The sequence below is a fragment of the Halomonas sp. BC04 genome, assembly GCF_000568385.1.
On record NZ_AZQX01000148.1, the window covers coordinates 23,806 to 35,925 of the forward strand.

A 12,120-nucleotide genomic window follows, 5' to 3' on the forward strand; every position below is an offset into this window, starting at 1 on the left:
CCGTTGGCTCGCTTCTGTGTCAACTCCGCCCCGAGCCTGTGGGAGGTTACAACGAATCACCGCAAGCGCTTGTCGCGGACCACATGGAGATCGACATCGTGATACAGCAGCGACGGGGCCAGCTTCTTCATGGAGATGTTGGTAGGCAGGCGACTAGACTGAAGTGAGTGGACCTGACGAAGAGGTGACAGCATGCGACTCCAGGGGGCTTGCCACTGTGGTGCGGTGCGTTTCAGCGTCGACTCGCCGCATCCCTATCCCTACCAGCGCTGCTACTGCTCGATCTGTCGCAAGACGGCCGGCGGTGGCGGCTACGCCATCAACCTGAGCGGGCGGGCCGAGACTCTCCGTGTCGAAGGCAGCGAGCACAAGGGCGTCTACCATGCCGTGATCGACGGCGAGCCGAGCCCCGGCGAACGCCACTTCTGCCGCCACTGCGCCGCGGCGCTGTGGGTCTACGATCCGCGCTGGCCCACCCTGGTCCACCCCTTCGCCTCGGCCATCGACAGCGAACTACCGACCCCGCCCGAGCGGGTTCACCTGCTGCTGGACGCCAAGCCAAGCTGGGTGGAGGTCGAGGCGCGAGAGCATGACCAGTGTTTCGCCGGTTATCCCGAAGAGAGCATTGCCGAGTGGCACCGACGGCTGGGCTTGGAAGAGGATGAGTCATGAAAATTCCCACTGTTTGATGGGTTGGCGAAACACGAGAGTGTAGGTCGTCTCGGGTAAGGGGTGACGTCCAATCGAACACGGGAACAGGTGGCCAGCCAGTAGGCGTGGGCGTTGAGATTGTCGATATGGAGGTAGGTGTGTATAAGCTAATATCGCCGTCCGGCATCCACCTTTCCTATGACAAGGGCGGCAATGGTCCGCCCTTGATGCTCGTACATGGGAGCTTCAGCGACCATAGGTCGAACTGGGAGCTGGTAAGGCCATCCTTCGAGGAGAACTTCACTGTCTACGCTGTTGCCCGCCGTGGCAGGGGTGAGACGGATGCCACTAAAGCTCATGAAGTGACGGATGAGGCCGAGGACGTTGCTGCACTGATCGATTCAGTCGATGAGCCGGTCTTCCTGCTTGGGCATTCCTACGGGGCACAGGTTGCACTGGCTGCGGCCGCCTTACTCCCCCACCGTATTCGTAAGCTGATTCTCTATGAGCCGCCCTGGCCGCAGATCCTTCACCAGGAGCAGCTGGAGCGGCTAGAGAAGCTGGCGCAGGCTGCTGACTGGGAAGATTTTACGACAGCATTCTTTCGTGACACGCTTGCAGTGCAGGCTGAGGAGATCGAGACGTTACATTCGACAGAACCATGGAACGAGATCGTCGCTGACGCCGAGGCTTCGTTCGGCGATATTCGAGCACTGGTGAATTACCATTTCGAGCCTGAAAGCTTTCGCAACCTGGCGATGCCAGTGATGCTGCAGGCTGGCACGGAAAGCCCTCGAGAACTGTACGTAACCGACGCGCTGGCAGCCGTTCTTCCAGACGTTTGTGTCGAAGCGCTTCCAGGGCAGGCGCATGAGGCAGTGACCACTTCGCCTGAGCTGTATGTCAATTCGGTCTCACGCTTCTTGTTGTGATTGGGATAGGCATCACGAATGCATGGCTCTCCTGCGTTATGCGCCTAGCTGGGGTGCCGGGGGCTTACAAAATGCTGGATCATCTGGATAACGATGCATGAACAAAAATTGTTTTTCTGTGAGTTTGAATGACTGGTTGAGTTGGAGTATTGTCTCGCTATTTATCCGGCAGCGACTATAAATGACCGTATTTTTTAAAGATAAACCCGAGCCCGAGGTGACTTGTTCAACTTGTCAGGCTTGTTGCTGTCGGTTGGAAGTCATGATCATTACAGATACGGGTGTTCCCGAAAGGCATATTGCTTACGATGAGTGGGGCGGAGAAACCATGCGCCGCCTGGAGGATGGTTGGTGCTCGGCTCTCGATCGTGAAACATTCATGTGTACGATTTACGAAAATCGACCCTGGATCTGTCGTGAGTTCGAAGTGGGCTCGTATGAGTGTCTTGTCGAAAGAAAGGAACTGGACGAGAACCTTCAAACTCCTGAATGAGCACATTGCTACCGGCCTCAAGCAGGCCGGTAGTCATTGAGTTTTTCGATTGCTGAAGCCCTATTGGCCAAGTGCTTCCAGCAATACTTTTGCGACAGGCTCGGAAGAGGGCGGGTTCTGACCGGTGATCAACTGGCCGTCTCGGCGCGTGTATGGGGTGAACACATCCGCCTTGGAATAGTGAGCGCCGCCTTCCTTGAGAGCATTCTCAACGAGCCTTGGAACGACCCCGGTGAGGCCCACGGCCTCTTCCTCTTCATTGGTGAAGCCGGTGACCTCGCGGCCTCTAATGATCGGCTCGCCTTCGGTATCGCGGGCATGGATAAGCACGATAGGAGCGTGGCAAACGGCAGCCACCGGCTTCTTCTGTGCCCAGAACGTCTCGATCAGACGGATTGAGTCCGCATCGTCAACCAGATCCCACAGCGGGCCGTGGCCTCCCGGGTAGAAGATGGCGTCGAAGTCGTCGGCGTTTACCTCGATCAGCCTATGCGTGTTGGCCAGCGCTTGCTGCGCCTGGTCGTCCTGCTGGAATCGGCGTGTGGCGTCGGTCTGGCTCTCCTCGGAGTCACTCTTGGGGTCCAGTGGCGGCTTTCCGCCCTTGGGGGAGGCCAGTGTCACCTCGGCGCCGGCGTCCAGGCAGGCATAGTAGGGTGCCGCCAGCTCCTCCAGCCAGAAGCCGGTGGGTTCGCCGGTATCGCCGAGGCGATCGTGGGATGTCAATACCATCAATATGCGTTTGCTCATGTAGCTCTCCTTTCTTGCTGCCGGTGGCAGGGAGTGAATGGCGTTGGTCATCATCCTAGTGGAGCGGCTAGTCTTTGAGAACCAGCGATTCCCGATACGGCATTGTCATGCGCTCTATCAGGAGCGTAGCGCCTTGGCGACAGCTTGCACGACGCATCCACGCTCCTGTCGATTTTTTTCTGCACGAAACGACCAGATGCAGGAAGGACAAGGGCAGCTGGCTAGGAGAAGATTTATGAGCAATGCAGTACTCAATATGTCCATTTCCTTGGATGGCTACGTCTCGGGAGAAAACGATTGCCGCGAGTACCCACTAGGTAATGGTGGGGAAGTGCTACACTACTGGATGCGTCAAGGTAGTACAGTGCATAAAGAAAATATCGACCCTCAATACCATGGCTTTTTCAAGACCAGCGGGAACAACACAAAGATAGTATCCGACTTCTTTTCGGAGATAGGAGCCATGATCTTTGGTCGGCGGACGTACGAGCTGGTTGATGGATGGGGCGGAAGCTACCCGGTCAAGGATATTCCATTTTTTGTGGTAACGACTAACCCCTCGACCAACCCGCCTGAAGGAAACTCTAGGATAAAATTCATCGACAACCTGAAAGCGCAGTCGATCAGGCGTTTGAACTATCGGGTGGCCGAAATATTGGCATAGCTGGAGGGAAAGTTGGGGTCAGTGCCATTCAGGCAGGTCTTGTGGATGAAATATAGTTGCATGTTGTTCCCATTTTGTTGGGGAAAGGGGTTCGGCTATTTGATGTCATTGAATCAATGCCGATCTATCTTGAGCAAGAAAAGGTCGTGGACGGTGCGGATATGGTGCATCTTCGCTACCGGATAAAGTCGTCCTGAGGGCGATGTTATCCAGGAGATATTCGTGCCTTTTATGGTTGAGATCTGGCGCTAATGCTTGTGGAGGGATGCAATGAATTCTGAGACTCTGAAGTACAATGAGCAGCAAGAGCCTCGGCACAAAGCAGTATGCGACCTGCTTGCCCAGGAAATCGACCGATGCCTGCCCGAAGCTGAAAACAAGATATGGCATACTCATCCAGTCTGGTTTCTGGAAGGCAACCCGACTGTCGGATACAGCAAGCAAAAACCGGGGATACGGTTGATGTTCTGGAGCGGAGCGGATTTTGAAGAGCCTGGACTTGACGTAGTCGGAAAGAAATTCAAGGATGCATCCGTTTTCTATAATGATGTCTCGGAAATCAATGTGGTTGACCTGAAGCGGTGGCTGGAAAAGTCCAAGGAGATTCAATGGGATTACAAGAACATAACTCGTCGGAAAGGTCGGTTGGAGAGGTTGAAATAAGTCGGGTTGATGGTCGTAAATTGGAGGTGATCGATGTCTGCCAGTCTTCACCACCTTGCTCCAGATGATGTTTCGATTCTTGAGGGCATGCTGGTCATGTTCGGCGAAGCTTTCCACGAGATGGGCACTTACACCGGCAATACCCCAAGCGAGGCATACCTTCGCGGGCTTTTATCCGGTGATGCCTTTATTGCTTTGACCGCTGTGAAAAATGGCGAAGTCGTTGGAGGTATTGCTGCCTACGAGCTGAAGAAATTTGAGCAGGAGCGTAGCGAGATCTACATTTATGATCTCGCCGTTAGATCGGGGCATCGTCGCGAGGGGATCGCAACCGCCTTGATCGAGAAACTGAAAGAGATCGCCGCTCAACGAGGCGCCTATGTCATATTCGTTCAGGCCGATACTAATGAAGAGGATGAACCTGCCATTGCTTTGTACAGCAAGCTAGGCAAGCGTGAGGATATCTTGCATTTTGATATTCCGGTTGATTGTTCATAATGGCGGCGTCACATAGCATATCAATGCAGCCGTTTGGATAGCGGTCATCAAAAACTCATTCGCCTCATGCATGGATTCCATGCCTTGACGGAGGAGAAATGAACATCGTGTGTATTGCTGGTTTTGCTGCCATCACCAAGGAGCCGTCCGCCAGTGTAGCGCTTTACCAGGATATCCTGGGGCTGCCGCTGGAGAAGCTGGATGATTATCGCTACATGGATCACTTTCCCGGGGCGAATCATTTCGGGGTATGGCCTCTGACGATGGCGGCTCAGTCCTGCTTTGGCACCGATGAGTGGCCGGACGACGTGCCCGAGCCCACCGCGACGATCGAGTTCGAGCTGGCTGATGCCGCCGCGGTAGAGGCCGCCGTTGTGGAGATGAAAGAGAAAGGCCAGCTGTTTGTGCATGAGGCACGGACGGAGCCGTGGGGGCAGACGGTTGCCAGATTCATGAGTCCGGAAGGCGTGTTGGTCGGGCTAAGCTACGCACCTTGGTTGCATGAATGATGCTCAGAACTCCGTTATCGATGCCCGACGCTATCTGCGCCGCAAGTTACCGATAGGCGTTTTTCCCAGTAGTCTCAGCAACCCGTTTCGACACGCCTTCAGCATCGGATAGAGCCTTGCCGTGCGCCCATGTCTGGCAAACAACCGATACATCAGACGATTGAACATGCCGCTGCGGGTGCCGAGCAGGGTGAGGCGGTGCAGGGCCTCGCTGCCATGGTACCAGCGATCGCCGATCTGCAGGGCGAAGCCCTGGTCCAGGTCGATGCCGAGCTGGGTAAGCTCGCGTTGGGCGTCGCTATCCTCCCGGGCATCGATGAGTTCGAGTTCACCGACTTCCTGGCGAATGCGCTGCCGACGCACGTAGTGGCGGCACATCGGGCATTCGCCGTCATACACCAGGCGCAGGCGAGGCCGAGAGTCGTGGCCTACCCCCGCGGCATTGGCGCTAGTGTCGGCTGTCACTTGAGTCCGTCTCATTCGTTTCCGTTTCGTCGCCTGCTTCCAGCGTCTTGAGGCTCGCCACCTCCAGACGAAAGGGGCCATCTCGGCGATCGGCGATCATCAGGCCGACCTGGCGGATCTGGTCCGTTGCCAAGGGCGGGGCATCCTTGAGCAGTCGGCCTCGGAATATCGCCTCGAAGGCATGCCAGGGCAGGACGATTCGCTGCCACTCGCCGGCTGGCGGCTGGAATGGCGCTCTATAGGCAGCCCCGCTTGGCAGCTGGTCGGTATACAGTCGCAACTGGTAGCGGCGGCCATCGCCACGAACGTGGAGAACAAGGGCAGTTGCAGTGCTCAGGTCGAAGTCTTCCGGGTCACGGCGTACCGAGGCGAACCCGCCGTTGTTCTCGAGCGAGATTTCGCCGCTGAAGAAACCGACGCCGGCCTCGACCCACATGCCGCCCTGGGAAACCCCTCCCATCACGTTGTCGTTGATGGCCCGCCAGCGGTTCGACTCGCCGGGGTCCTGGAAGTCGATTAGATGCGTCATGGGCGCTCCTGGTAATGCAGCGTCTTCCGTCACGGTAACCGGATGTTGGCCAGCTTGAACGTCGGAGAAGAAAAAGAGAAACGAAAACATGGCGGCCACGGTGCTGACGATGATGATCATGGTGATCAGGAGAAAACGTGGCATGAAAATTCCTCATCGTAGCAATCAGATGGACCGGCCAAGCATGGTCAGCTTCGCATGCTGCCCATCGGCACGCCACTGCCGACCGCGCTCAGCCCATCAGATGGCACCGCCCCATTTTTTTGCACCTACCATGACGTTCGACACAAAATGCTGGATAATGGAGGGTTTCCCACCTCATTCTGCCCACGCCAACTCGTCCGGTGCTCCATGGAAATCAAAGTCAATTTTCTCGAAAATCTCAGGCTAGAAGCCAAGTTTGACGATTTTACCGTTATCACCGACCAGCCCATTCGCTACAAGGGCGAGGGTTCGGCGCCAAGTCCCTTCGACTACTTCCTGGCGTCTTCTGCACTCTGTGCGGCTTATTTCGTTCGGGTTTATTGCTTGGCGCGCGATATTCCGACTGAAAATATCCGCCTGTCGCAGAACAATATCGTCGATCCGGAAAATCGCTATAACCAGATTTTCAAGATTCAGGTCGAGTTGCCGGAAGACATCTCCGACAAGGACCGTGAAGGCATCCTGCGTTCCATCGACCGCTGCACGGTCAAGAAAGTGGTGCAGACCGGGCCGGAGTTCCAGATCGAGACCGTGGAGAACCTGGATGAGGACGCCCAGGCCCTGCTGCTGGCCAAGCCCGAAGGCGAATCCAGCACCTGGATCGAGGGCAAGGACCTGCCGCTGGAGCAGACCATTGCAAACATGACGGCCCTTCTGGCCGACCTGGGCATGAAGATCGAGATCGCTTCCTGGCGCAATATCGTGCCCCATGTGTGGTCGCTGCATATTCGCGATGCCGCCTCGCCCATGTGCTTCACCAACGGCAAGGGCGCCACCAAGGAGAGTGCGCTGTGTTCGGCGCTGGGCGAGTTCATCGAGCGCCTGAGCTGCAACTTCTTCTATAACGACCAGTTCTTCGGCGAAGAGATCGCCAACAGCGCGTTCGTCCACTACCCCAACGAGGAGTGGTTCAAGCCCGGCCCGAACGATGAGCTACCCGCGGGCCTTCTGGACGACCACTGCCTGGCGATCTACAACCCGGATGGCGAGCTGGGCGGCTCCAACCTGATCGACACCAACTCCGGCAAGAGCGAGCGGGGTATCGTTGCCTTGCCCTTCGTGCGCCAGTCGGACGGCGAGACGGTCTACTTCCCCTCGAACCTGATCGAGAACCTCTACCTCAGCAACGGCATGAGTGCCGGCAATACGCTCCAGGAGGCACAGGTGCAGTGCCTCTCGGAGATCTTCGAGCGGGCGGTGAAGAAGCAGATCATCGAGGAAGAGATCGCCTTGCCCGACGTGCCCCAGCAGGTGCTGGCCAAGTATCCCGCCATTGTCGAAGGCATCCAGGCGCTGGAGGCCCAGGGCTTCCCCGTGCTGGTCAAGGATGCCTCCCTGGGCGGGCAGTTCCCGGTCATGTGCGTCACCCTGATGAACCCCAGAACTGGCGGTGTGTTTGCTTCCTTCGGCGCACACCCGAGTTTCGAGGTGGCGCTGGAGCGCAGCCTCACCGAGCTGCTGCAGGGGCGCAGCTTCGAGGGCCTGAACGACTTCATGCCGCCGACCTTCAACACCATGGCCGTGACCGAGCCCAACAACTTCGTCGAGCACTTCATCGACTCCTCGGGGCTGCTTTCCTGGCGCTTCTTCAGTGCCCGGTCGGAGTACACGTTCTGCGAATGGGATTTCTCGGGTACCAACCAGGAGGAGGCCGCCTGCCTGTTCGGTATCCTCGAGGACCTGCGCAAGGAAGTGTACATGGCCGTGCATGAAGACCTGGGTGCGCCGGTCTGCCGTATCCTGGTGCCCGGCTACTCCGAGGTATACCCGGTGGAGGACCTGATCTGGGACAACACCAACATGGCCCTGGATTACCGGGAAGAGATCCTCAACCTGCATGCCTTGAGTGACGAGCAGCTTGTCGACCTGCTGGAGCGCCTGGACGAGAGCCAGCTCGACGACCACATGGACATCATCACCCTGATCGGTATCGAGTTCGACGAGAATACCGTCTGGGGACAGCTCACCATTCTCGAACTGAAGCTGCTGATCAACCTGGCGTTGGGGCAGCATGAAGAAGCTCTGGAGCGGGTAGAGATATTCCTGCAGTACAACGACAACACCGTCGAGCGGGGGCTGTTCTACCGGGCGGTGAGTGCGGTGCTTGAGATCGCGCTGGATGACGAGCTGGAGCTGGACGACTTCCTCTTCAACCTGAAGCGCATGTTCGGCGAAGAGACCATGGAGGCGGTGGTCGGCTCGGTGAATGGCAGCGTTCGTTTCCACGGCCTGACCCTCACCAGCATGCAGCTGGAAGGCCTGGAGAAACACCAGCGCCTGGTCGAAAGCTACAAGAAACTGCATGCTGCGCGGGCTGCCAGGGCCGCTATGGCATAGATCGTTACGCGATAGCGTGAACGGCTGTCAGTGGGGCCTGTATGAAGCGATCCCATATGTAGCGATCCGATAGAAAACCCTCCCACTTGAAACAGGGCTACAAGGCACCGCCGGAATCGATCGATCTGGCGCGTGCCGTGCGCAAGATCCGCCACGCTGGCGACAGGCTCATGGCTTGCGGCCATTCACGTTAGCGTGGCGTTCTTCCTGATCGGCCGTATCCTGTTCCTGCGGGGTTATCCGCAGGGTCCGAAGGGCGCGCCTTCGGCATGACGCTCACCACATTACCGTCAGTATGGGGGTTGCCACCGCGTCTCCTGCGGACGGCGGCAATCCAGCCTGGCTGGTCGAGAAGGCCGATCAACTGCTGTACCTTGCCAAGCAGAATGGACGGGATCGGGTTGTTGCGGATTGACTGATGGTAGGCGCGAAGTCGAGATGTCGAAATCCACGAGTACTATTCGACGATTGATCGTGTATTGCGTCCGTTCAGGAGTTCACGATGAGTCAGCTACGCGTGTCATGCTTCAGCTTGTCGCTTGACGGCTTTGCCGCCGGCCCCGAGCAGAGTCGGGAGAACCCGTTGGGCATCCATGGCCCGGAAATCCACGATTGGCAGTTCGATACGGCGACGTTTCAACAATACGTGCTTGGTAAGGAAGGCGGTGAAACCGGGATAGACGACGACTTCGTGGCCCGCGGCTTCGAGAACGTCGGCGCATGGATCATGGGTCGAAACATGTTTGGTCCCGTTCGTGGCCACTGGCCGGATGACAGCTGGAAGGGGTGGTGGGGGGATACCCCGCCGTTTCAGGCGCCGGTTTTCGTGCTGACACATCATGCCCGCGATCCCATCGAGATGCTCGGCGGCACGACGTTCTACTTCGTCAACGAGGGCATCCACGCTGCCTGGCGCGCGCCAGGGAGGCCGCAGGCGACAGGGATGTGCGCCTCGGCGGTGGGGTGGCAACGATCCAGCAATATCTAAGGGCGCAATTGATCGACGAGCTGCATCTCGTCATCACGCCGGTGCTGCTCGGTGAAGGGGAGCACCTGTTCTCCGGTATCAACCTGAGGTCTCTCGGCTATCAGTGCGAGGAGAGGGCGGTTACCGAAAGGGCGACCCATATCCTCCTTACAAGGAGTGTTACGTGAACGAACTGATCCTCACCACCTTCGACTGGGTTCCCGAGATGCAGCGCGCCACGGCCCGCCCGTCATTCGTGAAGGCACACGCCGATCAGATGGCGTATTACGCTGCGGTAGATTGAGCAGCCTATGAATACCGTAGAAAGCCCCCGGAGGTGTTACCCGGCGCTGGCGGTGACCACTGCCGTTGAGGCCTCCGCCGAGGCGCCTGGCGGCGCCGGTCGCGACGCAAAGCGGCGCTAGCTACCACAGGGGAGGGAATAGCGGCGCTGTTGGAGCATCTTCAGATCGCGACTGGAGGCCGCAGGCCTCCCGTCAGTGTTACCCGAGGTCGGCCTTCATCAATGACGCCGTCAGGTGCCTCGCAGGCGGCTGATGGCCATCACCAGCAGCGCGCCGGCCAGGGCACCGCCGATCACCGCAAGCGAGCCGGTGAGGCTTTCCATCAGCTCTGGCGCCACCAGCATTACTAACCCCAGCGCCAGCATCACCATGCCTCCGATCAGCTTTAGCGTGCGGCCGTGGCTCTCTTGCATCCGGCCGATACTGAGGGTGGCGATGGCCACAGTCAGTATGGCGACCTCGATCATCAGGTAGACCAGCAGATAGACGGCCAGCAGCCCGGCGAAGGCGGCACCCTCGACCCTGGCTTCGGCCAGCAGCGAGCTCCACACCACCGGGAAACCGGCGGTGCAGGGCAGCTCCACCAGCGCCACGCCGCCGGCCAGCACCACGGTGACCAGCAGGGTCACGGGAAGCGGGCGTTCGCGACGCACTTCGCGGCTGCCTCGATAGATGCTTGGCTTGAAGCGTTCGGGAATGCTGAAGGAGAAGCCGCGATGCAGGGCGAAGTAGTCCTTGACGCTGACGGCGCCGAACGCCAGGGCGAACAGCGCCACCACCAGCTGGATACCGGCCAGGTGGCGGGCCACCGAGAGGGCGGCGAAGAGTCCGGCAATGAATACCCCGTAGATGCTGGCGGTGACCAGCAGGAAGGTCCCGCCCACCGCGGCGATACGGGCACGGGAGCCGCTGCCCAGGATCATCGCCAGCAGGACACTGAGCACCCAGATCGAGCAGGGGTTGAAGCCATCCACGAAGGCTATCAGCAGGGTGGCAAAGAGCATCGACTCTCCGGCAAGGTCGATGCGACCCAGGGCCCCAGATCGAGCCGCCAGCGGGAGGTGTCGGCCTCGCGGGTGGCCACTCCCTCTGCGGCGAGGTGTGCTTCGAGGGTCTCGGCGATTGCCGGGGAGAAGCCGACCCAGACGGCGTCGCCCAGGATGAAGGTGGGCACGGCACTGGGCCTCTCGCCGCGCTCGGCCATCATGGCGAGAAAGAGTGCGCGTCCGTTCGGGTCCTGAACCACCTCGATGCGGCGAACCACGAGCGACGGCTGCTCATCCTCCAGCCGGTCCAGCCAGGCGGCGGCCTCGCGGCAGAAGGGGCAGTGGTCGCGCCAGAAATACCAGAGCACCTCGGCCTCGTCGGCAGTTTGTGCGGAGGAGATAGAGGGCGCGGCGGTGGCCGGTTCGGCCTGGGCCAGAGGCGCAATGCCTAGCAGCAGGGAAAGGGTCAGCAGCCCGAGCGGCCCGCCGATGCCGATGCGCAGCACGGCCATCCAGAGTGCTTTCGATACGTTGGCAATCGACATGGCGATCAGCGCCTCGATGCGGCGGCGGCCGCCGGGTGGCGGTCGCGTAACAGGCAGGCGGCCATCCTGCCTCATTGCGGGAACCCTCGACACGCCACAGAGTATGCCAAGCCAAGGGACGGCCTCTTGACCTCTATCAAGGAGATTGACCAGGCACACTCTCCGAGGGGCCTGATCGTGGTCACGTGATTGCGGCAAATCGACTCATGCTTGTGTGATCGAATTGCTCACAACAAGACGCTCGGCTACGGTCAGGAAACAACTAATGCCGCAAAAGCTCCCGGGAAGTGAAGCAACCCGCCTATGAGAATTCTACAAAAAACCTTGGCGCTGACAGCGCTGCTGTTCGGTCTGGTTACGATCTTCGCGGGCATTCGCGTCCTTTTCGGTGCGTCACCTGGATACGGTGTGTTTTGGCCGCTGCTGGTCTACAACACAGTGATGGGAGTGGGGTATTCCATAGCAGGCATCCTCGGATGGCGTGACATCGAGAGAGGCAAGTACGCGGCAGCCATCATCTTCGTTCTCAACCTGCTCGTGCTCGGAGTTATTGCCTACCTTTACGTCGCGGGAAGTGTTGTCGCTCTTGAGAGTCTTCTCGCCATGATCCTCAGAACCGTCGTGT

General features: G+C 58.7%; 18 protein-coding genes. 12 read left to right on the plus strand and 6 right to left on the minus strand.

Annotated features, from left to right (window positions below; genetic code table 11):
- Positions 1 to 56 precede the first annotated feature (56 nt).
- Positions 57 to 194, minus strand: a complete 138-nt coding sequence (locus Q427_RS31205) for a hypothetical protein (protein WP_155833529.1) — start codon at positions 192 to 194, stop codon at positions 57 to 59.
- Here Q427_RS31205 and Q427_RS10420 point away from each other — a divergent pair.
- The 3 genes from Q427_RS10420 (at position 193) to Q427_RS30015 (ending at position 2,076) form a co-directional block, all read left to right on the plus strand.
- Entirely contained in the window at positions 193 to 672 is a 480-nt protein-coding gene (locus Q427_RS10420) for a GFA family protein (protein WP_043513605.1), read from the plus strand. The genes Q427_RS31205 and Q427_RS10420 overlap by 2 nt on opposite strands.
- Positions 673 to 776: 104 nt before the next feature.
- Positions 777 to 1,583, plus strand: a complete 807-nt coding sequence (locus Q427_RS10425) for an alpha/beta fold hydrolase (RefSeq protein ID WP_081785935.1) — start codon at positions 777 to 779, stop codon at positions 1,581 to 1,583.
- 181 nt (positions 1,584 to 1,764) lie between these two features.
- Positions 1,765 to 2,076, plus strand: coding sequence for a YkgJ family cysteine cluster protein (locus Q427_RS30015; RefSeq protein ID WP_081785936.1), 312 nt, complete (start codon positions 1,765 to 1,767; stop codon positions 2,074 to 2,076).
- A gap of 60 nt (positions 2,077 to 2,136) precedes the next feature.
- Here Q427_RS30015 and Q427_RS10430 read toward each other — a convergent pair whose 3' ends face one another.
- Positions 2,137 to 2,823, minus strand: a complete 687-nt coding sequence (locus Q427_RS10430) for a type 1 glutamine amidotransferase domain-containing protein (protein ID WP_043513609.1) — start codon at positions 2,821 to 2,823, stop codon at positions 2,137 to 2,139.
- A gap of 235 nt (positions 2,824 to 3,058) precedes the next feature.
- Between Q427_RS10430 and Q427_RS10435 the strand changes: the two genes are divergently transcribed.
- The 4 genes from Q427_RS10435 (at position 3,059) to Q427_RS10450 (ending at position 5,157) form a co-directional block, all read left to right on the plus strand.
- Positions 3,059 to 3,487 (plus strand): dihydrofolate reductase family protein, encoded by a 429-nt coding sequence (locus tag Q427_RS10435; protein WP_155833530.1) that lies wholly within the window; start codon positions 3,059 to 3,061, stop codon positions 3,485 to 3,487.
- 270 nt (positions 3,488 to 3,757) lie between these two features.
- Positions 3,758 to 4,150 (plus strand): DUF1801 domain-containing protein, encoded by a 393-nt coding sequence (locus Q427_RS10440; protein WP_043513613.1) that lies wholly within the window; start codon positions 3,758 to 3,760, stop codon positions 4,148 to 4,150.
- 33 nt (positions 4,151 to 4,183) lie between these two features.
- On the plus strand, positions 4,184 to 4,648 hold the full coding sequence (locus Q427_RS10445) for an AAC(3)-I family aminoglycoside N-acetyltransferase (RefSeq protein ID WP_043513615.1): 465 nt from the start codon (positions 4,184 to 4,186) through the stop codon (positions 4,646 to 4,648).
- A 98-nt stretch (positions 4,649 to 4,746) separates the two neighbouring features.
- Positions 4,747 to 5,157, plus strand: a complete 411-nt coding sequence (locus Q427_RS10450; protein ID WP_043513617.1) for a VOC family protein — start codon at positions 4,747 to 4,749, stop codon at positions 5,155 to 5,157.
- Between the two features lie 30 nt (positions 5,158 to 5,187).
- Here Q427_RS10450 and Q427_RS10455 read toward each other — a convergent pair whose 3' ends face one another.
- Together Q427_RS10455 and Q427_RS10460 are read right to left on the minus strand one after the other, a co-directional pair.
- A complete protein-coding gene (locus Q427_RS10455) occupies positions 5,188 to 5,622 on the minus strand; it encodes a DCC1-like thiol-disulfide oxidoreductase family protein (protein WP_231613605.1) in 435 nt (144 codons plus the stop codon).
- Complete coding sequence (locus tag Q427_RS10460) at positions 5,606 to 6,295, minus strand: CIA30 family protein (RefSeq protein ID WP_231613606.1); 690 nt, start codon at positions 6,293 to 6,295, stop codon at positions 5,606 to 5,608. The genes Q427_RS10455 and Q427_RS10460 overlap by 17 nt, the downstream gene beginning before the upstream one ends.
- 207 nt (positions 6,296 to 6,502) lie before the next feature.
- Here Q427_RS10460 and Q427_RS10465 point away from each other — a divergent pair, with 207 nt between their 5' ends.
- The 4 genes from Q427_RS10465 to Q427_RS35265 all read left to right on the plus strand — a co-directional run bounded on the left by Q427_RS10465 (position 6,503) and on the right by Q427_RS35265 (position 9,847).
- Positions 6,503 to 8,692 (plus strand): OsmC domain/YcaO domain-containing protein, encoded by a 2,190-nt coding sequence (locus tag Q427_RS10465; RefSeq protein ID WP_043513619.1) that lies wholly within the window; start codon positions 6,503 to 6,505, stop codon positions 8,690 to 8,692.
- Between the two features lie 238 nt (positions 8,693 to 8,930).
- Positions 8,931 to 9,107 (plus strand): diguanylate cyclase domain-containing protein, encoded by a 177-nt coding sequence (locus tag Q427_RS30020; RefSeq protein WP_269321225.1) that lies wholly within the window; start codon positions 8,931 to 8,933, stop codon positions 9,105 to 9,107.
- 87 nt (positions 9,108 to 9,194) lie between these two features.
- Positions 9,195 to 9,680: a dihydrofolate reductase family protein gene (locus Q427_RS10470; protein ID WP_197030592.1), complete on the plus strand. Its 486-nt coding sequence runs from the start codon at positions 9,195 to 9,197 to the stop codon at positions 9,678 to 9,680.
- Positions 9,656 to 9,847, plus strand: a complete 192-nt coding sequence (locus tag Q427_RS35265; protein ID WP_269321224.1) for a dihydrofolate reductase family protein — start codon at positions 9,656 to 9,658, stop codon at positions 9,845 to 9,847. Before Q427_RS10470 ends, Q427_RS35265 begins: the two co-directional genes overlap by 25 nt.
- A gap of 347 nt (positions 9,848 to 10,194) precedes the next feature.
- Here Q427_RS35265 and Q427_RS10475 read toward each other — a convergent pair whose 3' ends face one another.
- Both Q427_RS10475 and Q427_RS10480 read right to left on the minus strand, forming a co-directional pair.
- Complete coding sequence (locus Q427_RS10475) at positions 10,195 to 10,968, minus strand: hypothetical protein (protein WP_051496283.1); 774 nt, start codon at positions 10,966 to 10,968, stop codon at positions 10,195 to 10,197.
- Entirely contained in the window at positions 10,947 to 11,570 is a 624-nt protein-coding gene (locus Q427_RS10480) for a glutaredoxin family protein (RefSeq protein ID WP_043513623.1), read from the minus strand. The genes Q427_RS10475 and Q427_RS10480 overlap by 22 nt, the downstream gene beginning before the upstream one ends.
- A gap of 228 nt (positions 11,571 to 11,798) precedes the next feature.
- Between Q427_RS10480 and Q427_RS10485 the strand changes: the two genes are divergently transcribed.
- Positions 11,799 to 12,120, plus strand: a 322-nt coding sequence (locus Q427_RS10485) for a hypothetical protein (RefSeq protein ID WP_043513625.1), incomplete at its 3' end; no start/stop codon positions are given.